The sequence below is a fragment of the Chengkuizengella axinellae genome, from assembly GCF_030730905.1.
Lineage (GTDB): Bacteria > Bacillota > Bacilli > Paenibacillales > KCTC-33759 > Chengkuizengella > Chengkuizengella axinellae.
In genome coordinates, this window is sequence record NZ_JAVAMP010000014.1 from 25,072 (window position 1) to 49,001 (window position 23,930).

Sequence of the window (23,930 nt, forward strand, 5' to 3'; positions counted from 1 at the left end):
CTGGGCCATATTTACCATCAGTATTAGACAACCTCCTAGAGACTCCGATAGGAGATTGCTGTTCATTATGCCATAGCTCAACTTAATAATATTGTACAATATCATAGATAATACCTGCAAAAAACCAACGATGTTCAAAAAATAGACAAAATATTATTCACAATTAAGATATAACCTATTTCAATATAATTAAAAATCAATGGTAAGATTAAAACATTAACTTACTTTTTATGTGCAAATTTGAGGTGATATGATGTGGAAACCTGATCGTCAAAGCAAGCAACCCTTATATGAACAAATTGCAGACCATTTGGAACGGAGAATTTCATACGGGGAATTTCCACCAGGGAGCTTGCTTCCTTCGGAGCGAAAATTAGCCGAGCAACTAGGCGTGAATCGAAGTACTGTTGTTCAATCTTTTGCAGAGCTTCGTTCCATGGGGATCATAGAGAGTCGGACAGGCAGCGGAACTCGAGTAAGTAAATACAAATGGGGGATTACACCTAAACATACTCCAAACTGGAGCCGTTATGCAGAAGGTGGCAGTTTTCTACCTAACCAGCCTTTTATGCGAAGGATTAGAAAAGCACTTACGGAGCATCCTTCTCTAATTGATTTTGCCAGTGGGGAACTTTCTAAAGATTTATCTCCAATTGATGAAATAACAACTTTACTGAATGAACCTCAATCCATTTCTTATCTAGGATACGATAACCCACAAGGATACACTCCACTTAGACAAGCTCTCGTTTCATATTTAAGAGATTATCGGGGAATTCAGACAACTGAATCTTCCATTTTAATTACGTCTGGTTCTCAACAATCTTTGTATTTAATCACGCAATGTCTTCTGTCTCCTGGGGATGCAGTTGCTATAGAGGATCCATCCTATTGTTATTCATTACCCATGTTTCAATCAGCTGGACTTCGTTTATTTCGCCTTCCAGTGGATCAGGATGGAGCTCGTCCTGAGGACATTCGCACTTTATACAAAAAACACCGCATTAAAATGGTGTTTATTAATCCAAATTTTCAAAATCCTACTGGGACAGTGCTTAAAGCTGAACAGAGAATCCAATTGCTCAATATTGCAAGTGAATTAGGGCTTCCGATTGTAGAAGATGACCCATTCAGTTTAACGGCTTATAAGGAAACGCCTCCTTCGCCGCTAAAATCCATAGATTCAACTGGGTCTATCCTCCATATTGGTTCATTCTCCAAAATAGCAGCTTCAGGTCTTCGAATCGGATGGATGGTGGCTCCGCATACCATTGTGGAAAGGCTGGCGGATGCCAGACAGCAGATGGATTTTGGATTAAGTGTTATACCACAGCAGGTAGCAGCACAGTTTCTGAAATCCCCCTATGTTGAACCGCATCTAGATCGCTTGAGAATGAATCTTCTCTTTCGAAGAGATTTACTGATCGAAGCTTTGGAGAAGGAACTCCCAGGTTTGGTTTGTTACACAATACCTCAAGGGGGACTACACATGTGGTGCAAACTAGTTCCAAAAGTCCATGATGGAAAACTTCTAGAAGAAGCCATTAAAAATGGGGTTGTTTTCGTACCAGGAAGTGTGTATGGGTCAGACTCTGGATTTGTACGGTTTACTTTTGCTAGACCACAAGTTGAAGAAATTAGTTCAGGAGTTTCAAAATTTGCTAAAGCATTACAAAACTTAACAAACAACCGCCGGGAATAGATACCTCTGCGGTTGTTTAAAAGCGTGAAAATGTTATCTATTAAAAAAAATAATGAATACAATAGCAAACACAATAATACCTATCACATAAAAAGCGCTAAGACGAGCCCACTTCTTCCCTGTTTGTTGAAAATAGCTTGGATTTCCTTCTTTATTACTTTTCGATTGACCTATCATGATGGTTCCAATCACACCTACCAACAATACGATCACAACTAAAACCATGTTCCATAACATGTTCATACACCCACCTAATTATATTCATTTCATTATGTTTCAGAATAATAAACAGTGATCAGTTTGACTCCATCCAATTTCACATTTATTTTACCCATCCAATTTTAATGAAATCAATTTTTGAGGATTCTCTTAAACCAAATCCCATAAAAATCCAACCATCCCTGTAAATTTAAAGACACATTTTGAACCATAGAATGAGATTGAACATTTACTTTATTTCGATACAATGGAATGATATTCATTTTTTCCAATAATTCATTTTCTATTTCCTGCAATAATTGAATTCGATCCTTCTGAACTTTAGTTTGATAAATTTTCAAACTCTTTCTTCGTATTTCTTCTTTAAAAGAAGAGGTTAAGTGAGTGTACAGAAAACTATTTTTCGTTAGCAGCATATGTAAAAAACAAAGTTCAAATTGTTCATTAAAGTTTGCACTATCATGAAGGATATCAGCTTCTTTTAAAATACGAGGCTGCAGTAACACATCTGCCTCTAAATATGAGGGTTGAATCCAAATACCCACTTTATCACATTGTTCTTGAATCCAACTACAATCTTCAACATGGTCTTGATCGGCAAAAGTATATAATTTAAGTCTTTCTCCATTATATCCACTCTTTTTAATAAGCTCATTCACTTCTTCATGGTTACTATATTCATATTCTCGGCTGATTACAGGTAATAAATTATTTGCCGCTTCGTTCCTAGATCCTCCTAAAGCTTTCATTAAATCAACTCGATTCATGATGCTTTGAAGTGCTTTTCGAAAATAAATATTTTGGATTGGTCCATGCTTATTAAGATTAAAGGTTACATACTGTACATTCCATTCATTTAAAGCTGTATCTCTCCAATTTGGATCTACATGCCCTTTAATTTGATGATGAGCATGTGGAGTATATAAAACTTCATTAAGCTTTTGATCTTTTAGATTGAAATCATCTGTAAAATTCCAAAGCTCTACACGATCTAAAAAAGGACGTTCACGAAAGTACACATCATTAGCTTCTAAAACAAGCATTGACTCATCATTTCGTATTAACTTAAATGGTCCTGAACCTATAAGAAAGTCGTTCGAGTGAACTGCTTCATTTTGACAACTCAAAATGGATAGATGCTCATCTGACAATATATGTAAAAATAGATGATTTTCATGATAAAGTCGAACTTGAATCGTATATTCATCTAGAACTTCAATGTCTTTAACATCTTCAAGCATCCAACCATGCAAATTGTGGCTGTCATTTCTAAATCGTTGAAATGTGTAATAAACATCTGAAGCAGTCAACAGTTCTCCATTATGAAATTTAATTCCCTTTCTTAAATAAAAAGTCCATTCCTTAGCATCTTGATTCGTTTCCCAATAAAATGCAATGTGTGGCTCTATCTCCTCTGCTTCCGCATTAAAACAAACTAATGTGTCGCATATTTGTTTCACAATGTGACTTTCTGAACGTAGAGACACATGTATGGGATCAAGCCTATTAATGGGCAGTACACTGACCTTAAAACGCAGCGTATCCATTTTTTTCTGATCAAAAGAAACGGAATGATAACCAAACACTGTATCTATCCACAAATGAAATTGTTTATACACAGATGGAAATCTTATTTTATATTTTTGAATATACGCTTTTGCATCTATTAATTCTCCACTTTTAACTATTGTAACAGATCGATCAAAAATCAAATCCGAAGGCTCCACAAGAAATGTGATTTTAGAACGATTGCCTCGACCTCTTCCTGGATACCAGACCAGCCAATGTTCATCTTCCATTTTTTTTAGAATCAATCTACTGTTTCGTGTAGTACAAAAAAAGATTCTAGATACGACTTCTAAGGACAGCTCTAACTTCTCATCTTTCTTTATCTCAGAAAAATGTGAATATAGCTTTATATAATCATCAATTAAATTCATTTTTTATCCCTCAAATCAAGTACATTAAAGTTTCATATAAAAGCGGAAAAAAAGCTGTATCTCATTCTACCCTTTTTTCATTTTGTTTTCCAATATAAAATGCTTCAAGTAAAGGGAGTGAGGACATGGAACTAATTCATAAAATAAAAAAAAGATATGACGCACCAATATGGGTACGTTTATTCGGAGAACTATTAACAAGCACAACGGGATCAATGTTAGCTCCGTTCCTTGTTATATATTTGCATCAAAAGTTAGACGGAAGTGTGTTGTTGCCAATGTTGATCATTGGATTGCAGCCACTTTCTGAAATATTTGTCACTCTATTGGGTGGGAGACTTACAGACAGATTTGGACGTAAATCGATAACACTTATCGCATTGTTTTTACAAGCAAGTGCGATGGCAGGATTTATCTTTGCTGATTCTATTGTCCTGTTTGTCATTTTATATATGATGAATGGAATCGGTCGTGGATTATATATTCCTGCTCAGCGGGCTCAAATAACGGATGCAACGGAAGAAGGAAAAAGAGCAGAAGTCTTTGCGGTCATCAATACAGCTGGTGCAATAGGGATGGCCATTGGTCCTTTATTGGGATCCATTATTTTCTTCTATAATCCGGTGATTATATTTGGAATGGAAGCATCCGCTCTTCTGGTTTATTTACTTGTAGTCTGGTTGAAGATGCCTGAAACGGTACCTGTTGTTCATCGTGAAATTCATTCTTCAAATAATGAAATAAAAAAACGGTATACCTTCATTCAAATGATCACTAAACATTATGTAGTCCTTGGATTAATGGTTTTCACTCTTCCTATTAGTTTCTTTTATTCACAATTAGAGAGTAATTACCGAATTTATATACAAGAACTGTTTCCTAACTTTATATTTATTCTTGCTATTCTCTCTAGTGTTAAAGCGATTATGGATATTATATTACAAATTGGTCTAGTGAAATGGACAGAGCGCTTATCAATGCAAAAAGTGGTTGTAATTTCATATGGTTCTTATGTTATCGCTGCTATTTTTTATGGCATTTCATCTAATCTTACGCTCTTGCTCGTTACACAATTGATATTAGTTGTTGCGGAGAGTATAGGATTGAACCACTTTCTTAAATTTGTTGCCAAACTTGCCCCTGAACACCAACGTGGACTTTATTTTTCGATTTACGGAACGCATTGGGATATTTCGAGATTTGTCGGTCCTTTTTTAGGAGGACTTATTTTTCTTCATTTTGGAGGAGCAGCCTTGTTTTATTTGGCTGCCATATTTCTCGTGATTGGAGGAGTTTGTCAGTTTTTCTTTGTAAAATATATTGAAGACACCAAAAGTAGAATTGATCGAATTCATAAATATTCTGCATAATGAATCACATGTAAACCTCTTTAGGTAAAACAATCGTAACTGTCGTCCCTTTATTCAATCCACTAACAATAGAAAGCTGTCCCTTATGAAGTTGGACGAGTTGTGCTACTACAGCTAGTCCAATTCCTGTCCCTTCTTTATTTGCATCCACTTGATAAAATTTTTGTATCACTTGTTTTTGGTGATTTTCTTCTATTCCGATCCCATTGTCTTCCACACAGATTTCGATTTCATTTTCATTAAGATTCTTCGCTGCAACCTTAATCATACCCTCATTATTGGAAAACTTGATTGCATTATCAATGATGTTGATAAATACCTGTTTCAAACGGTTTTTATCGGCAATAATTTGAATGGATTCTATATCTTCAGATTGAATTTGAATTTTTTTTCGCTGTGCTTTTATTTTCATTTGTAAAATCACTTCATCAAGTAATTCAGATAGAGAAAATTTAGAAATAGACAGATTTAAATTATTCGCTTCTAACCTTGAAAAATCTAATAGCTCCTCTACTAATTCCATTAAACGATCTGTTTCTTTATTAATAATCTTTAATCCTCGTTCTGTTTCTTCCCTTTTATCTAAACTGCCTGTTAAAATAGTATCACTCCAGCCTTTGATTCCTGTAAGTGGTGTTCTCAACTCATGAGACATGGAGGATATAAATTCATTCTTCAACTGTTCTGTTTTGTTAATTTCCACTGCCATTTCATTAAAACTTTTAGAAAGAACACCGATTTCATCCTTGTCATTTTCATTTAGTTTAATATCATATCTTCCTTTTGCAATTTTACGTGATGCTTCAGTCACTTTTTTTATAGGGGCAGATATATTAGAGGCTAGTTTATAACTAATCACAAAAACAATCAACATAACAGCCAATCCTACTCCTAAACTTAACATGATAATATTTTTAATTTTTTGATCAATTTGCTCAAGTGAAGTCATATATCTCGCAATAATGGCTACTTTTCCATCTACTAAAATCGGTACAGAGACAGACATTATTTTTTCGTTTGTTACTTCATTAGTCCCCTTCCAAACTCCTTCTTCTCCGAGTAAAGCTTGTTTCACATCCTCTGTATTCACTTTTCTATTTATATTGAATCCACTTGTTGTTGTTAATACAGTCCCGTCAATTTTTATAAGCTGCAATTCTGCTGGATTGAAAGCAAAATTCTCTTTAAGTTGTGGTATGTTTTGTTTGAGATTACTAACAGAAAGAGTCATATAGCGATTCGCAAACACTGCTGTTGTTTGTGCATGATTCATAAGTGCATTAGAAACCCCATTATAATAATATTGATAGATTACGGTGAAAAACACACCTTGAAGAAGTAAAATCGTGATTAAGATAATGAACATAAAATTCAATACGATCTTTTTTTTGATGCCATTCATTACAATTCACCTGTCCATTTATATCCATAACCCCAAACCGTTTCAATCCACTTTGGATCTGATGGGTCTTCTTCTATTTTTTGACGGAGTCTTCGCATATTTACATCCACAATTTTGGGATCACCGGGGTAATCAAGACCCCAAACATCATCTAATAAATCATTTCTACTCACAGCTTGTCCCTTCCGCTCTCGTAAATGTTTTAATATCATAAATTCAGTAGGTGTTAAATCAATCATCTTTCCATCTTTTTTCACTCTTTTCTCTTTAGAAAATAATGTGATGGATTCTTGATCTATTTTGTTGTTTTCTCCATCTGAAGATACATTCATTCTTCTTAACAATGAATAAATTCTTGCTATTAATTCAGAAGGGATAAATGGTTTATTAATATAATCATCCGCTCCTGACATTAATCCATGTACCCTGTCTACCTCTTGCACCCTTGCCGTTAGCATGATGATTCCAATTCGTTCATTTTTCGCTCTCATCTCTTTACACACTTGAAAACCGTCTATTCCAGGCAGCATAACATCTAACAATGCAATATCAATTTGATCCTTATTTTCAGAAAAAAGTTCTAATGCCTGTTCTCCTGTTTCCGCCTCAATCACTCTATAACCGTTTCTCTCCAAATTTACAGTGATAAAACTACGTATGCTCATTTCATCTTCTAAAACTAGGATCGTTTTCATTTATCCCATCACCTCTTCAATTAAAGGAAACCCTCGGATTTTATCGTTAAATTATTGAAGATGAAAATAGGTGCGTAACTCAGCGTTGTTTACAGTCGTTATAAATACATATTCATGATTTCTACCTAATTCATATGTATTTTCTTCTGGTTCCCACTCCTCCACTGGTACAGAAATCACGTTAAAAACTAATTTACCTTCGTCAATTGTTATAAAGGAGAATTCATTTTCATTAGAGTTTTCAATTGTTAATAAATCATTCCATTTCATAGGAAACTCAAAATAAAACCCTTTTTGATACTCATAAAATCTCTGTACTTTTAATTCCAGCCCATCTTTCACATACCACTGATAATACGAGGTAATATACGGTGTAGATGCATAAGATTCATCTTCAAAACCAACAGGAGGAATTAATTTACCAATCTCTATAATCCCATCCATATCTACATCTTCACTATTTACAGGGTACTCTTTCCAAGTTATATTTTCCATTTCCTCAGAAGCTTTTTGAAGTTGATTTTGTTCTAATAATAAAACTTCAGTATAGGCAGCATGAGCCCCTACTTGAATATCCAATACTAGCCCCTTCTTATCATTTGTAACAAAACCTGAAATGACGTTTTCATAACTCCCAAATTCGTCTAGTAACATTTGATCAAGAGCTATAAATCCATTTTGTTTATAGAGATATGAGGTTACTTCTGCTGACACCCCTCGATTGACTAATAAAACGGTTAGTTCATTTAATCCATCCTGATTTAAATCGTCTACAATAAATTTAGAATAAGCTGTATCAAATAGTGGCTGAATATTTCCTTTCTGCCAATGATAAATATTTAAACCTTTTTCTAAAACACCATTAGCATAACCTGCAATAATTTCTAAATTGTGATCTCCTGTTACATCAGCAAACTGTAAGTCATATAATTCAATTCCAAAACCTGAAATGGTTTGATCCAAACGCCATGTCCCTTTAACTTCTATAAAAACCAAACCTATTAACTCGTACGTCTTAAGATCATAATAAAAAACAACAGCTTCATCTATATCATCCTGATCTAAATCAATAAGTGAATAGGGTGAAGAGTCCCCTTTTTCCACTGGACTAAGCAGCTTTGCTCCTGATGGCAAAACTGCTTGTACAGCGTTAACTAAGATGGATTGATCTTCTTCCAGCTTAGGAGGCTTTATTAGAGTTGTAGGTGACTCAAGTACATTACATCCAGAAAGTATATACAGAAGAAATAATAAAGGGCATGTTATTTTCATTATTTTTAACAATTACATCACTCATTTATCCCAAATTCATAATTTTCATTCGATATTAGTTTGTCTTAATTGTCACTGTTCTAGTATCTTGATTCCAATTCACATCTGCACCAAATGCTTCACTCACAAATCTAAGAGGAACCATCGTTGAACCTTCTATTATTTTTGAAGGCTGTAATAAAGTAATGGATTTACCATTAACTTGCGCTGCATCCTCACCTACAGTTAATAAGATTTCAACATCATCTTTTTCTGCTGTAACTGTTTTTGATTCATTATTCCACTTTACTACTGCACCTAACTCTTCGAATATTCCTCTTAATGGAACCAATGTTGTATCATTCATAATAACAGGAGATTGAGCGTAACTTTGAACTTCTCCATTAATAACTATGCTTATTTCATCGGGGCTAGTTACCTCTTCCCCATACGTATGATCCATTCTTTCATTTTCAAATGCAATTGAGATTTTAGGTGTACCAAAATTACCAGAGGCGATTTCATACTCGTTAAAAATAAATACCATTTTTGCATTCTCTACATAAAAAGCTTGATCTTCCCTAATACCTTCAAATCCCGAGTCACCAGTGAAATAAAGTTCTGGATTTTTAGCGATCTCATTAGAGATAAATTCATTGATTAGCTCTAAGTCCATTAAATCTGAAGCACTCACTTCCTCTGCCTCAGCTTGATTCACTATATTTACTGAATCAACAGTACTATTTGCATTTGCACCACCTGTGTAAGTTGATGAGTTTATCACAATAGAAACGATATCACTAAATAATTTCATATCATAGTTCATATCCAAAGTGTACTTGTGGTAAGTCCAATCGTTTTCTTTTGCTTCTTCTGCAAATTCTTCTGCATTACTTTTTATTTCCTCTATATTTTGTTCAAATTTCTTTTTGATCTTCTCGTTGATTTCCTTTTGAAATTCCTTGTCTATTAAACCTTGAATTTCTGGCAGGATCGCATTTACTGCTACCTCGTCATTTTCAAAAGACAGATCATGTTCTTTTATCGTTATTACCTGCTCAATGCTCTGAGCCAATTGCAATTGTGACGTCATATTCGTTCCTTGTAATGGGAATTGATTCGCTAAGCTAGGTTGCATAGCTCCTCCGATTAATAGTGTTCCTGCTAATGTAATGATCATTGCATTTTTTTTCATGTTTATCTCTCCTTTGATGTATGTTGCTTAAATTATATTTAAGGCTCATTTAAGGCTCATCCTACCCATTGTAATTCTATGAATCATTTTTCAAACTCGTTTTTGTTTCTGTAATCATCCTACTATAAAAATATAGGTAGATGGTTACAAAGAAGTTACATTTCGTTTCTATAACAAAAATTCCTATTGGGGTCTTTCGAAGAGGTTTCCCAATACTTCATGTAACCCTCAAAAGATTTAATGAATTTTAAATAGAGGAAAACGAGCAAATAGGGCTAAGAAATTCCCCTAATTTCGTATGATATGTTGAAATTAAAAAAATAAGGGAAAAATTTTCCCTTATTTTCATTTCAGGATGAGGAGTAAGGTATTTTCACAAAGATATAGACCTATCTTTGTTCATAGTTTTTTACTCAAGCCGTTTTTTCAGTTACTTGTTTATTTGATGAAACGGAGGATTTCACAAACAAACCTGTATAAACCAATAATATGCCTAGCATAATCACAATCCCAATATATACTGACATCATTGTAGGGATCAAATAGGCACCTATAATGATGGTAGATCGTGCAATTAAATCAGCTCCGCTAAAGGAAATACCTGCAAAAGCTAAATAAGAACCTCTTTTATCATCAGGAATCATGTTAGCCTGCTCCGCATTCCTTACTGGGGAATATACTAACTCTCCTATCGTAGCAATAAAATTGAATAAAATTAGAATGAGCAGCGAATTTGCTGAGGTAATTGTGATATAGCCAATGGCATATATCATAAGTCCTATTAACAACACCTTCTGACTGCTGAAGCGGTTCGTAAATTTGTTAACCATAAATGTTAAACATACTACTAAAAGCATGTTTTGGATATTAAGAATACTTAACATATGAACGCCTACAATTTTATACTGTCCAATTTCAATAGGTTGGAACGATTCTGCTAAACGTACACCTATGTAACTATTTTTTGAAAACTCAGCTGCAAGGATAAACATATATCCTACAACTACTTTAACAAATGGTTTGTCTTGCAATGCTATTTTATAGTTTTGTATTAAATCTAAAAATACATTATGATGCTGTTTTTTTAACATTCTCTTTTGCTCATCTATTAACCAGATTTTATAAGCAATCGGAAGCATAGAAGAAGTTATACAAAGTAAAGAAAACAACAAAATTTGGTGGTTTAAATATAATAAACCTCCTAAAGCAGCACCAATGGCCATAGATAAATTTACAAGCCAATAATCAATAGTATATACAGATTTACGATTTTCAGGTGTTGTTGAATCGAGAATAATTGCGTGCATTGCTGGTCGACCTAAACTGCTGGTCACTATGAATCCTACGTAAGCAATCGCAAATATCCAGATTAAGTTATCTTTAGGTAATAAGCTAATCGTCATAAATAAAAACATCAAAGCACTTAATGAGGATGTAATTAGCAACACTTTTTTTCGAGGGAGGCGATCCGAAATATAACCACCAATCAAATTAACAAAAAAACCAATAAAAACTGTAATGATTAAAAATATTCCTGCCCAAACTTTATTCATTTCTTGAGCAAAAAACAATGCCATAAAGGGCATTACAGCAGAAAATACAACTCGACTAAAAAAAGATGTAATTAAACGAACTTTGATATTTTGTGGGTAGTCTTTCCAACTCATCTTGTCACTCTCCTTCGTGTATTGTATATTAAACTAGACTCAATATATTAAAAATGGACATTTTAAATAATTACGTCCACTTTTACAAGGAGAGTATGATGGATAAAAACTTATTAAGATTATGGCAATCCGTATCTTCAGGAAGCAGTAAAAAGGAACACTTAGCTGAAGTATTAGGATTAAGTCTAAAACAGACAACTAGGTATATTCACAAATGGACAAAGGAAGGTTGGCTAACCTTTACTTCTGGTCGTGGTAGAGGTAATGTCTCTAAACTACAGTGGTTAAAAAATGTAGAAGAAATATATGAGGATCACATTATGAAAATGATGGATCAAGAACCCATTGAAATTACTAGTAAATATTTATTGTTTGATTGGTCCATAGAAAGTAAACAGCGTTTGCTTAAAAAATTTCATTCCAAGTTTGGATATACTCAAAGTACAAATGTATATGATAAATTGATTGTCCCAAGAAAATACCCATTTCTTACTATTCATCCATTAGAATCTGCTGATATTCAAAGTGCTAATATTGTAGCCAATGTCTATAATAAATTGGTTTCTATCGATGAAAAAGGAGTAGTCTTGCCTGAATTAGCACACAGTTGGGATCTAACTTCTTACAAACTAAGGTTATATTTGAAAAAAGATATAAAGTTCCATGATGGTTCCGTACTGAGTGCTGAGGATGTGGTGTTTTGCCTTCAAAGATTGCGTAATCATGAAGATTTCAGAGGACTCTGGAAACATGCAGATAATATCAGTGCTCTGTCTCCTTTAATTGTAGATATTGACTTCTCATCTGGCTGGAGTTGTAGTCTTCAAATGCTTAGTAAATTGAACGCCTGCATATATAAAGAAGTGAATGGAAGGTTATTTGGAACTGGATGCTTTTATATAGAAGAAAATAATGAGTTTAAGACTACTTTATTAGCTTTCAAGGACTATTTTCAAGAAAGGCCACTGCTTGATGCTGTTGAATTTGTGCAAGTTCCTCTAGATTTTGATATGATTTATCGTTCAGCTAATCAAGAGAAAGAGGACTCCACTTTTCAGGTTGAAAGCAATTCAGGCTTTGGTGTAATCATCATGAATACATTTCGTCAGTCCGCAATTCAGCACAAGGGAGTCCGTGATTATTTACATTACATTATAGGAAAACAACGTCATGAAATCGATAAAGTATCGACTCGTCTTATAGCCAATCATGAAGGATGCTTAATCGGTCAAAGCCAACTTTATATGTTAAAAGAGGTGGAACGACCACATTTTACAGAACCAATTATAATACGTGGAGTCAATTATACAGAACAAACAACGATGTGGTTAAAAGAAACACTAGAAAAAGAAAATATCCCAGTCGAAATCAAATGGCTTTCTTTTGAAGATACAATTAAGCGGAAAGGGAATGAACATTTTGACCTTTTTATTCATGGAGAAGGCTTTGAAATAAATCATGATTTTTCTTTTTATTACTTCTTACAAAATGGACGATCACCATTAGCTAATGTGTTAGAAACGGATCCAACCTTATTAGCATTGTTAAATAATTACGTGAATACACCATTTAAAAAATGGAATTCATTGAATTTACAAATGGAAAAAACATTGATAAGTAGTTCAATTATGATTCCACTTTATTATAGTAAAAGACAGATTCCCTTCTCTCATGACTTAATGAATATTAACATCACACACTTTGGTTATGTTGATTTTTCCAAGCTATGGGTAAAGCCTAATCTGACCAAAAAAGCACACTGAAATTCAGATTAAACAATGCCCGCAACTAAACTCGTGATCATAACGAATAGAAACCCTAACATAAATAATACAAACGGGAATAAAATAACTCTCTTTCTATAGAGTACAGGTAATATGGGAACAAACAAACTGAATACTAAAGCCATAACCAATGAGATCACACCTGAAATATTCAAAGTTAATGAAATCGATAGTAAGTAAATAACTGGAACAAATATAAAGATCCCTGGAATCGCCAATAATAATAACACAAAATTGCTATAGCTATCTCGTCTTAAATTTTCACCTCTAATGAATACATAGAACATACCCAACAAACTAGTGAGTAGCGGCCAAGTAAATAAATAGCTGGCTCCTGGCAAGAACAAACTGCAAACAATCATGAAAGTGAACCATATCCATAATACACCAAAGCTTAAGTTATTTTGATTTATTTTTCGATTTAATAGTTGGTAAACAAGGATAAATAACGCAGAAATTTGCAGTGCAAAGCCAATTAAAAACATATCACTATAACGATGATCCATAATGAATGTAGACTCAAAATCAGAAAATAAGTTATACACTGCATTCCATTCTAGTTGAAAGATAGCGTATACAAACCCTAATAAAACAATATAAACAAACATACTAATGACAGTCCCTCTAAATGAAAGCATTTGTTTTCTAATTCCATAGATAAAAATAAATATAAACAATAATGCAATGGCTATCATGAATGGAATGACGAGTTTGCTTGAATAAGAGATAAACTGCTTGCTAAAAACAGTAAAATATACTGCATTGTCATCTTTTTCATTCCCCAATTCCATATTCCCTAACGATTGAACTAAACTCAATGCATTATCACCTTGACCTTGCATCGTCCCCACATTTAAATTGTCTACACTATCCTCTAGTGTATGGTAAGCGTCTAATCCAATAATAGGCGCAAAATTCAAACCCTGCATACCTGATTCTATAAAGACTGTGAAATCTGTATAATTAGGCATTCTTTTATAAACTTCATATGAAAAAGAATAAGCTACTGGGTAAGGTGCCTTTTTGAATTCATTTATCAGCAATCCGTTCTGATCACTTGTTTCAAACATAATTGAAGGACCGCTATTACCACGAGCTTCTAAATTAACGACAAATTCTACTTCATTTGACCAAGGATGTTCATTCACAAAAGCCTGAGCACCGAGCGTTCCTTTCCCATAATCGCCCTTCTCTTCCGCATCCGTGAACAATAAAACAAGATCATGTTTAATAGAATCCCCTTCTATAATGGCTCTTGATACTTCTAGTATAGTCGCTACACCCATACCATCATCTGCTGCGCCTGGAGATTCAGAAACAGTATCGTAATGTGCAGAAAGCATTATTACAGAATCAGAATTTGTCCCATTGATTCTAGCCATAATATTCTTAAATTCACCTGCTTCTTGTATTTCAGGATCAAGACCTAGGTCATTCAGTTCATTGAATATATAATTACGAACGTTTTCATGTTCTTCAGATCCAACGGGATGTGGTTCTTTTGCTATCACCTCTAAATGCAGCATTGCTCTTTCGGCAGAAAATTGTGTTGAATCTGCATTGAATTCCATCGGTGCTGGCGTTTTTAAAACCATAAGACTAAAAAATATAGACAACAAAATAACAAAAATAAAAAAGAAGACCATCAAACGACTGGAGTATACGTTTAAATGTTGGTCATATCCCGTTCTAAATTGTAAATTCATGGAGTATCATCACGCTCCCTTCAAATACAATATTTTGTTTGGGTTTTTAATTTTGTACTATTAATTTAGCTTATTCATATCAACTAAAAATCAGAAGCAGACCCCAATTTAATATGTTGAGAACGATATGTGACCACCTTGATAAAATCCATCTTTAAACACATAGTTCATCTTAAGTTCACCAATATACATAGCTGGTGTAATTTGTACTCCTGCTGTTGGCAGACAAGGTATTATTTTCAACATTATAGGTGATATGATTTCTTATTACTGCTTTTTTAAATAGATGGCTCTCTTCGATTGTTTCGATTTCTTCATAAGGTACAACATAAGCTTCTTCTCCATCTATAATGATCTTAACGCCTTCGTTAGAAACAATCCCACTAAACTTTCTCATCAATGCAATCTCCGCATCTTCAACTCGTGCTTCAAACAGCATATAATGATCAAATACATGTAATTCTGAATAATGCATGCCAATTCCATATCCAGTGGTCAATACCACTGCTATTTCTTTTTTTTGATCATCATTTAAATCAACTGCATAGATCTCAGGCAAAAAATGTTTTGGTCCATCTACATTTCTCCAAGCAAATGTTTTTTTATTAGTTATTGTCACGATCCCAAGTTGCTTTTTTATTAAACACTTCAGAAACTGTTTCTAATGGAAATAGAACCTTATCATTCATTACCTGAGGTGAGACATCTGTTTTATTTCGTAACCGTTCAAAATAACTTTAATCACATCATCTGCCGATATAGCAAAAGTTGCAAAAACAAATATCACACAAGTTATACTTGAAATGATGAATGTATTTTTCATTTTCATAATAAACATCCTTCCATTTGAATTTGAATCTCTAAATTAACTTGTGTCTTTTCCAATACTCAAAAATTTAAAGTTTCGTCATCTAATTATTGTCCATAAGTTTATTTATAGTTAATGCACTTTTTTTGAGAATGATATGTGATCTCCGTAATAAAATCCATCTCCATACACATACTTCATCCTCAATTCACCAATAAACCTGCTAGGGGCAATTTGTATACCTGCTGTTGCATATAATATATTATTTTCAACGTAATAATCTTGTAAATCCTTTATGGTTGGAACTTTATATAAAAGCCCCTTTTTTTTCGCCTGAAATTGAGTTACATCATATGGGGCAGAAAATGCTTCCTTCCCATTAATTTTTATATTAATCCCTTCATCTGTAAGACTCCCACTGAAGTTTTCCATAAATAAGATATCTGCTTTTTCTACTGGAATTTCTGACAGGGAATTTTTATCAAAAACATATAATTCTTTCTGACTGATCCCTGTTCCATGGTCTGTTGTCACAACCACTACAATTTCTTTTTTGTGGTCGCCATTCAAATCTGCTTCATATATTTTTGGAAAATATGTAGGGTTCCAAGTAGTTCTCCAAGCAAAAACTCGTTCATGACTATCTGTTTTGATTTTAAGATTGTGATAATAGCTTCCGTATGTTCCTAACGTTCCAAAAATCTTGACACTGCCAGTATTTAATTCTTTTAACTCTGAAAGAAACTCTTCCTTATCATTGATTAATACATGTTTGGCATATTGATCCCAAAACACTCTTTTCCCATATGCCGTAGAAATGAAACTTAATGGGACCATCACTCGGTTATCTACAATTTGTGGAGAGACATCTGGGGTCATTTCCAAATCATTTATAAAAATCTTAACTCTATCTTCAGCCAATACAATGAATGTTACAAAAGCAAATAGTACACAAGATATATTTAAAATAATTAATGTATTTATTATTTTCATATTAGAAATCCTTTCATTTGACTTCTAATTATTTTGTCTTTTTCATCCTTATTCATACAAAAAAAGCCTGGCAAAATGCCAAGCCTATAATAAAAAATTTATTTAACATTGAACTATATTCCCACCAAGTTCCATCGAACCAGATGGCATTCCCCAGCTTTCACTATCTCTTCTTTTAGTGAATAAGAAATGCTCTCTATCATTTTGAATCATGGTACGTACTGAAGGAACAATAAGTTCAGTATGACCAACTAAATTTCTTGATTTTCCTATCTATGAATCTTCCCAATCAGTAGACATCTCGTTCTATTCTTCTATTTCAAAGATAGAATCAACCACTATTGGAAGCTGATCTCTTAATGAATTAGCGCCAAAGACAGATCTTGCATGGTCACCTTTGTGTCCAAATACTTCTAACATCAGATCAGAGCAACCATTTAATACTTTATGCGGCTCTTCAAATTCAGCAGAAGAGTTAATAAATCCTTGGATTTTCACCACTCTTTTTACTTTATCTAATGAACCTAACGCATCTTTTATAACGGCCAACACTTCAATTCCTGCCTGCTTTGCAAATTCATACCCTTGTTCTGTTGTAAATTCCTTGCCAAGTTTTCCTCTCGGATTTCCAGAAGGTCCTTTCCCCGAAACATACAACAATCCATTTACGATTGCAAAATTTGAATATTTTGCAGCTGGTGCACTCGCTTCAGGTAAAACAATATCTAATTCTTTTAATTTTTTTTCTATTACAGACATGTAAGTTCCCTCCTGATATCATTTTGTAATTGAAAATGATTTAAATGAAAGCTTATCCAACTATTGGAACTCAGTCAAGGTTTTTTTATGAATTTGAAGGAAATAATTTAAACTGTATATTATCACTACGACTATGATAAAATTTAACAAAGAATAGGGTATTCAAAAAGCTCACACAAACTATCGCATTGAAGGAAGGTATAAATATGGAAACTAGAGTATTAGGCAGTACAGGCATTAAGGTTTCTGAGATTGGATTTGGCGCATGGCAATTAGGTAATGCAAAAGACTGGGGAAGCATGACTGAGCAAGAAGCTGTCAATTTAGTTCATACAGCCTTAGACCAAGGATGCAATTTTTTTGACACTGCACCTGGTTATGGCGGTGGAAAAAGTGAGGAATTGCTAGGTAAAGCCTTTACAGGGAAAAGAGATCAAGTAGTCATCAACACAAAGGTTGGTAAAGATTACAGTCCAAATCAATTAAAAACATCTCTTGAAACAAGCTTAAAAAGATTACAAACTGAGTATATCGACACAATATTATTACATAACCCACCATTTGAATTTTTAAATGGTGAAAGCCCCATCTATGAAGAATTAGAGAAACTGAAAAAAGAAGGTAAGATTAGAGCGTATGGCGCTTCAGTTGATTCTAGCAAAGAAATGTTGGAGGTTATTCAAAAAACAGACAGTCAAGTGTTAGAAGTGTTGTTTAACATTTTCCACCAAGAAACAGCTGCTGCATTTCCGATGGCACAAGAAAAAGGCGTTGGAATCATTGCCAAAGTTCCTCTTGATTCTGGATGGTTGTCTGGAAAATACAATGCAAGCAGTCAGTTCGAAGGCATTCGCAGTAGATGGTCAGAAGAGGATATTCAGCGTCGGTTTGAGCTTTTAAATAAAATTGAATTTGTTACACAAGAGGATACTACGTTAATACAAGCTGCTTTAAGATTCATCCTATCTTACGATGCAATATCTACAGTGATTCCAGGTATAAAAAATGAAGAGCAATTATTCAGCAATTTGTCCGCGAGTAACTTAAAAATGAATTATGAAATCAAACAACAGCTCCAAAACTTCTGGGAAAAAGAGCTTAAGGGCAACCCTGTTCCATGGTAAGAGATCAAAATAATATATCATCTAAACAGCCTTCCAAATCACTAATCAAACGATTTGGAGGGTTTTTTTCTTCAAATTTATATTTTTATACCCAAATCATATTTTTTGTGAACCAAATATCTAGATGAAATATCTAATAAGTAAATGATGAAACAGTCTGGTTCAGAAAATCATAAAAGGAGGGTATTTATTTGTGGAATATGATAAGTGGGTTAAACTTGCACAAAAAGGGGATCAAGATGCTTTTGTTCTATTAATCAAAAACAATGAGAATTCGATGTATAGAGTAGCTAGATCCTTTTTTAAAGATGATATAGATTGTGCCGACGTTATACAAGAAACCATTCTAAAAGCTTTCCAATCTTTAAAAAACCTAAAAGAGCCTAAATATTTCAAAACATGGTTGATTCGCATACTAATTAACGAATGCAAAAAAATGATTATATCAAAAAAGAAGGTTGTAAATGAAGTTGTGGAAGAAACAAAGGTGGATTCATATCATTCTATCGAAATACAAGAAGCGATCGATTCTTTGGATGTAGATATTCGAACCATTACTGTGCTGTTTTATTTGGAGGATCGCCCTGTGAAAGAAATAGCCAAATTATTAGAAATACCTGAAGGGACAGTCAAATCTAGATTAAACAGAGCTCGCTCCAAATTAGCAAACTTACTTCAAAGTGAAAATGAGAGGAGTGTTAGAGATGGAAAATAATAGTGTGGACTCAGAACTCAGAAAGATTTTGAGAGAAAGTGAACCAGAAATTCCTACTACCATTCAAAAACGTATCGATCAAACTTTAACAAAATTGCCAACTGCAAAAAAGAAAAACAAATTTCTCAAAAGATTTTTAATTACATCGTCTGTAACGGTTGCATCATTTGCATTACTAATTGCTATCTCTATATCTTCTCCTAGCATCACAAACGCTTTAAAACAAGTTCCAGTAATCGAATACGTCTTTCAGCTTTTAGAGAATAAAGGGTTAAATAAAGCCAACGAAATGGGGTTAATTTCAAATATTGATCAGAATGCAACCGATGAAAATATTACAGTCAGTATCATTGAGGTTTTTAATGACGGCATAAATATCTCAGTAGGATATGCCATTCATTTTTCTGATAAATTAAACTCCTCAAATATTTTTCCTGATTTCAAAATTAAGCTAGATGGGAAATCTCCATCTTCTGTGTCAGTTGATACTAGCTCTGGACAATGGATAAATGATCTAACTTATATAAATATGTTTACTATCAATACAGATCAACCCTCATCAGAACAATTCCAATTTGATTTAATTATTGAACAAATCGGAGAAACAAAAGGAAATTGGTCATTCTCATTCCCACTTACAAAGGAAAAGAGTGAAACTACAACAATATTACCAATGCTGACAATAACAGAGGGAGAAACAACCATTATTATAGAGGAAGTGAATTTCACCTTAACTAGCACGAAAATAAGAGCACAAATGCTTAAACCAGGAGTATTATATGACACATATGATGATTTTGAAGTCATAGATGATCAAGGTGAATCATTAAGAAGACATAATAGTGGCGTATCCTTTGGAAATGATGAAAATATAGTTCAATGGGAAGCTGAATACGAAGCAGTTCAGGAAGTACCAGCGTTTCTTACTGTCTGGTTCAGAGAGGGATTAGAAATTACAATTCCAATTGAATAAGCTGTTTAAAACACGTATCGGAGTCTCTCAGAGAGATCGTTGGATCCTTAATATCTTTCTTAACAAAGAAAAGACGGGGTTCTAACCCGTCTTTTTAAGATTCAAATCCTTCTTTTTTGGAACAAGAGAAACCACATAACTTAAAAGAATGACGTATACTGCAGCACTTATCCAACCAACCAGCATGATCGGAGACAGTTCAAATACAGATTGACCGTTATATGTTTGTATTCCAATTGAAAGCAATACAATGGACCAGAGAAAACCTGTCACATGGATTAAACTTTTCTGAGTCTGATCTTGCAAATGGCTTTTTCCCAGAAGCCATGCCAAGATTGGGATAAGTTGTACACCGTGAAAACCTAAGCCATGCAGCCATATGATATTTCCATCCATTCCAGTAAAACGACTTCCCAAAGAAGTAATCCAAAAACCAACAGCAAAAGATAATAAAACAGATAACATACCGTAACGTATAGCAACAACCATATTAGGTGAAAGCTTTATCGTACTAGGTCGAAAAATTTGCCAAGTAAAGAATAAGTATGTAAGGATAATCAAAATGGCATTGAGACCAAACATTGAGCCTAATGTAATATCAAATGGTGCTGTACTAGATGAGAATCTAGGATCTATTCCTCTAAAATGCTGTGTTGTCTCAATCAGTATCGAAATTAAAAAAGTAATAAGAACAGAAAACCTAAAAACATGTCCACTTATCCTAGAAAAGTTAGCAAAAGGCATAAGAAATGCTGTAGTCAGGGCAAACAATCCAATGGCAAAATCAAATGAAACAGCTCTCAAAATATCACCTTCAGGAGGTACTATAGAACCGCCCCGAAAAACAATATAAATCAAACAAAAGATACCTGCCAAAAATCCTGCAATACCTGTAGATACTAATACTTTTTCTTGCCTTAACATAGTTTTTATATGATTCATTTTTTTCACGCTCCAATATAATTTCTTTCCTAAAATTACTATAGGATGTTTATACGGAACGCTAAATAGACCTAAGGCTAATTTATTTCCTAGACTTAGGTCTAGGCATTATTTCAATACCAAAAGAGAAGATATCCTTTTAAACTTAGATACCTTCTCTGCTTGCCATTCTTTCTAATTGCTGTTATCATTTAATGTCTTCTACAGATAAACCTTTCGGTGATTCTTCCCAGTATTCATAAACAGCATCATATTGTTCTAACTCCCACTGTTTTATTAAACTGTCGTGAATAATGCTTGAGTCAGGTAGTTGTAATTGATCTGAATTCATTTCTACTAAATATTCTCTTGCCTGCTTTAAATTAGTTATTTCCTTTGGAACAGCAATAACCAATGAACTAGGATAAGCATAACCTTCTATACCGTTAATCGTATAACCACTTCTTTCAATGTATGGTTTATCCTCAACTACTCCCTTAGTAAAAAATTCTTCTTTTACATAAACATGATATATCTTATTTTCAATGATTGGATATTTATCCAGTATTTCTTCTTCTGATATCGTTTCTCCATTAACTGCTGTTTTCTCATGAATACCTTGATTGTCAGATTCAGAATGGATAGAGTCACTAATAATGGAGCTATAATCATGAAATTGTACCTCAACACTAGCTAAACTATTAGAATTGCCCGATGCATCGACAGGTAGGATTGCAATCTTTAATGGAAGAATGTTATCTTTTAAAATTTGAAACTCTTCAATTTCTACTGAATACGTAGTATTTCCACTTGCCCATATTCTATCTAATCTTACTTCGTATTTTCCATTACATTCATTTTCACATAAGAAAACATCATAAAATGCAGTGTCATACTCAATACCATCCGTTTCAAACGTTAGAGTTCCTGAGATATAACCTGAATTTAAATTTTGATCTTTGAAGCTTGCATTTTTCAGTTTAGTATATGGGAAGACGTTGTCTACAGTTGCAGGTGTCTTGTTCATTCCTGCAAACACATGACCATCCATATCTTGAATCACTTTTTCTGCAATTGAAATCACAGGCATTTCAGCTCCATCAAACTCTGTAAGTTCCACTACGTTAATGATCACATTCGTTTTCACATTTTCAAAATATTCTTCAGCAACCGTCACTTCTGTTCCTGTTTCGTTTGCTCTATCTATTAATTGTTCAAGCAATTCCCCATCTAACTTTTGTTCAAATCTTACATCCTTAATCTGATATCCCTCCACTGTAAAGTAACTCTCTAATAAAGTAGACGGATCAATATCTTGTGTGAATTTTATAAAAATAGCATCTATTTTACCATTCTCATTTTCATCTCTGGTTTCAATTCTTTTTAAACCATTCTCCATCGTTACAATCTCAAATGAATCCTCAATGTTTTTTTCACTAGAAATACTTACTTTATTGGAAAGCCATTGATCTGAACTAAATATCATCTGATCTAAACTTTCAAATTCAAGTTTATTCTCATTCGCACTAACCGGAGTATCAATGGAATTTGTTAATCCTACTATTCCAATGGCAACAGCTAATAGAACTGCAATAGCTGACCACTTCTTGGACGTTTTTTTAAACATTTTTATCCTCCATATTCTTCTTTTTATATTTGTGATGTTGTTACTTGCCATTCCTACAGTAATAGGAATCAGGTTCGTTTTTGATAGCTTTGACAAAACATTAATAATCGTTTGTCCATATTTTAAATGTTCATTTTTCTCTAAATAGGATAGTACTTTTGCATCACATGCAATTTCGCAATCTGTGCGCATTTTTTGGAATGCATACCACACCAAAGGATTAAACCAGTGAATCGCTTGCAGCAAAATAGCTACCCCATTTATAAAGACATCTTTTCTTTTTAAATGCGTAAGTTCATGTAAAATCACATATTTTATTTCATCCCTAGATAATTCATTAACCATCTGTTTTGGCATTAATAATTTAGGAAAAACCATTCCCACAATTGAAGGAGTTTTAATCGTATCATCATAAATGATAGATACATTGGATGTGATCTTTAGTTTAGCTTTGCACTCTTCTAATATATTTAATAGAGCATCTTCTTTACATTTTGGCTGTTTCTTTAACTTCCAATGAAATCTTATATTTACTGTAGCAATAACTAAAAGAATGATGATTACACCAATAATCCAAATTATAATTATAGATTCATAATTTAGCTTAAAGGATACATCCTTCTGCTCTCCTGTTTCAAAAGCTATAACATTTTCTTCCCCTATAATTTCCACACTTTTCTCTTCCGTTGGTAGACTAACATTGGTCAGGTTCTTAGCAATCATTGCATCCTCATTTATTGGAGAAGCATCATGTGATTGTTGTATACCTTCTATTTCTTCAATCTGTTGAGAGATTTGCGGTAAAAAGTTAAAAATACTCACTGAACTTTCTGGTGTATATGGAACAATCAATCTTAATATTACTAGAAACCATATGTAATAATGCCAATGAGCGTTCAGACTGTCTTTGAATATTGCTTTTGTAAGTAAGATAATGCCTATTAGTACACTCGACATTATAGATAATCGTAAAATCGTTTCAAACATGGTTTCAAACAAAAGCACCTTCCCCATTCTTATCAAACCCATCGTGATGTTAGTGCATTAATCAATTGATTTTTTTATGAAGTGGAGGATAT

The 23,930-nt window shown here is 33.6% G+C and carries 20 protein-coding genes; 6 read left to right on the forward strand and 14 right to left on the reverse strand.

All coding sequences use genetic code 11. The annotated features are described in order from the left end of the window. Positions 1-253: 253 nt before the first annotated feature. On the forward strand, positions 254-1,702 hold the full coding sequence (gene pdxR, locus Q5Y73_RS20040; RefSeq protein ID WP_305993694.1) for a MocR-like pyridoxine biosynthesis transcription factor PdxR: 1,449 nt from the start codon (positions 254-256) through the stop codon (positions 1,700-1,702). A gap of 33 nt (positions 1,703-1,735) precedes the next feature. On the opposite strand, the gene Q5Y73_RS20045 is transcribed toward pdxR, so the two are convergent. Next, positions 1,736-1,939 carry a hypothetical protein gene (locus tag Q5Y73_RS20045; protein WP_305993695.1) on the reverse strand — a complete coding sequence of 68 codons (204 nt, stop codon included), beginning with the start codon at positions 1,937-1,939 and terminating at the stop codon, positions 1,736-1,738. Positions 1,940-2,052: 113 nt separating this feature from the next. Next, positions 2,053-3,861 carry an SgrR family transcriptional regulator gene (locus Q5Y73_RS20050; RefSeq protein WP_305993696.1) on the reverse strand — a complete coding sequence of 603 codons (1,809 nt, stop codon included), beginning with the start codon at positions 3,859-3,861 and terminating at the stop codon, positions 2,053-2,055. 134 nt (positions 3,862-3,995) lie between these two features. Here Q5Y73_RS20050 and Q5Y73_RS20055 point away from each other — a divergent pair, with 134 nt between their 5' ends. Next, positions 3,996-5,231, forward strand: a complete 1,236-nt coding sequence (locus Q5Y73_RS20055; RefSeq protein WP_305993772.1) for an MDR family MFS transporter — start codon at positions 3,996-3,998, stop codon at positions 5,229-5,231. 4 nt (positions 5,232-5,235) lie between these two features. Here Q5Y73_RS20055 and Q5Y73_RS20060 read toward each other — a convergent pair whose 3' ends face one another. From Q5Y73_RS20060 to Q5Y73_RS20080, 5 genes are all read right to left on the reverse strand, one after another. Continuing rightward, positions 5,236-6,633, reverse strand: a complete 1,398-nt coding sequence (locus tag Q5Y73_RS20060) for a sensor histidine kinase (protein ID WP_305993697.1) — start codon at positions 6,631-6,633, stop codon at positions 5,236-5,238. Beyond that, positions 6,633-7,328, reverse strand: coding sequence for a response regulator transcription factor (locus tag Q5Y73_RS20065; RefSeq protein ID WP_305993698.1), 696 nt, complete (start codon positions 7,326-7,328; stop codon positions 6,633-6,635). Before Q5Y73_RS20065 ends, Q5Y73_RS20060 begins: the two co-directional genes overlap by 1 nt. Positions 7,329-7,379: 51 nt before the next feature. Next, positions 7,380-8,612, reverse strand: coding sequence for a hypothetical protein (locus tag Q5Y73_RS20070; RefSeq protein WP_305993699.1), 1,233 nt, complete (start codon positions 8,610-8,612; stop codon positions 7,380-7,382). A 43-nt stretch (positions 8,613-8,655) separates the two neighbouring features. Beyond that, positions 8,656-9,774 (reverse strand): stalk domain-containing protein, encoded by a 1,119-nt coding sequence (locus tag Q5Y73_RS20075; RefSeq protein ID WP_305993700.1) that lies wholly within the window; start codon positions 9,772-9,774, stop codon positions 8,656-8,658. 413 nt (positions 9,775-10,187) lie between these two features. Beyond that, a complete protein-coding gene (locus Q5Y73_RS20080; RefSeq protein WP_305993701.1) occupies positions 10,188-11,441 on the reverse strand; it encodes an MDR family MFS transporter in 1,254 nt (417 codons plus the stop codon). Positions 11,442-11,539: 98 nt separating this feature from the next. Here Q5Y73_RS20080 and Q5Y73_RS20085 point away from each other — a divergent pair, with 98 nt between their 5' ends. Then, complete coding sequence (locus Q5Y73_RS20085) at positions 11,540-13,204, forward strand: ABC transporter substrate-binding protein (protein WP_305993702.1); 1,665 nt, start codon at positions 11,540-11,542, stop codon at positions 13,202-13,204. An 8-nt stretch (positions 13,205-13,212) separates the two neighbouring features. On the opposite strand, the gene Q5Y73_RS20090 is transcribed toward Q5Y73_RS20085, so the two are convergent. The 5 genes from Q5Y73_RS20090 to Q5Y73_RS20105 form a co-directional block, all read right to left on the reverse strand. After that, positions 13,213-14,931, reverse strand: coding sequence for a M28 family peptidase (locus Q5Y73_RS20090; RefSeq protein ID WP_305993703.1), 1,719 nt, complete (start codon positions 14,929-14,931; stop codon positions 13,213-13,215). Positions 14,932-15,109: 178 nt separating this feature from the next. Continuing rightward, the gene (locus Q5Y73_RS20095) at positions 15,110-15,550 is read right to left on the reverse strand and encodes a hypothetical protein (protein ID WP_305993704.1); all 441 of its coding nucleotides are present in this window, start codon (positions 15,548-15,550) and stop codon (positions 15,110-15,112) included. Further along, the gene (locus Q5Y73_RS24935; RefSeq protein WP_371320248.1) at positions 15,537-15,620 is read right to left on the reverse strand and encodes a hypothetical protein; all 84 of its coding nucleotides are present in this window, start codon (positions 15,618-15,620) and stop codon (positions 15,537-15,539) included. The genes Q5Y73_RS20095 and Q5Y73_RS24935 overlap by 14 nt, the downstream gene beginning before the upstream one ends. A gap of 251 nt (positions 15,621-15,871) precedes the next feature. Beyond that, a complete protein-coding gene (locus Q5Y73_RS20100; protein ID WP_305993705.1) occupies positions 15,872-16,732 on the reverse strand; it encodes a copper amine oxidase N-terminal domain-containing protein in 861 nt (286 codons plus the stop codon). A 306-nt stretch (positions 16,733-17,038) separates the two neighbouring features. After that, positions 17,039-17,491 (reverse strand): RidA family protein, encoded by a 453-nt coding sequence (locus tag Q5Y73_RS20105; protein WP_305993706.1) that lies wholly within the window; start codon positions 17,489-17,491, stop codon positions 17,039-17,041. 206 nt (positions 17,492-17,697) lie between these two features. Between Q5Y73_RS20105 and Q5Y73_RS20110 the strand changes: the two genes are divergently transcribed. The 3 genes from Q5Y73_RS20110 (at position 17,698) to Q5Y73_RS20120 (ending at position 20,303) form a co-directional block, all read left to right on the forward strand. Then, positions 17,698-18,615 carry an aldo/keto reductase gene (locus tag Q5Y73_RS20110; RefSeq protein ID WP_305993707.1) on the forward strand — a complete coding sequence of 306 codons (918 nt, stop codon included), beginning with the start codon at positions 17,698-17,700 and terminating at the stop codon, positions 18,613-18,615. 193 nt (positions 18,616-18,808) lie between these two features. Then, positions 18,809-19,330, forward strand: a complete 522-nt coding sequence (locus Q5Y73_RS20115; protein ID WP_305993708.1) for a sigma-70 family RNA polymerase sigma factor — start codon at positions 18,809-18,811, stop codon at positions 19,328-19,330. Continuing rightward, a complete protein-coding gene (locus tag Q5Y73_RS20120; RefSeq protein ID WP_305993709.1) occupies positions 19,320-20,303 on the forward strand; it encodes a DUF4179 domain-containing protein in 984 nt (327 codons plus the stop codon). The genes Q5Y73_RS20115 and Q5Y73_RS20120 overlap by 11 nt, the downstream gene beginning before the upstream one ends. Positions 20,304-20,384: 81 nt before the next feature. Here Q5Y73_RS20120 and Q5Y73_RS20125 read toward each other — a convergent pair whose 3' ends face one another. After that, entirely contained in the window at positions 20,385-21,245 is an 861-nt protein-coding gene (locus Q5Y73_RS20125; RefSeq protein WP_305993710.1) for a hypothetical protein, read from the reverse strand. A 187-nt stretch (positions 21,246-21,432) separates the two neighbouring features. Then, the gene (locus tag Q5Y73_RS20130) at positions 21,433-23,850 is read right to left on the reverse strand and encodes a M56 family metallopeptidase (protein WP_305993711.1); all 2,418 of its coding nucleotides are present in this window, start codon (positions 23,848-23,850) and stop codon (positions 21,433-21,435) included. Positions 23,851-23,930: the final 80 nt, after the last annotated feature.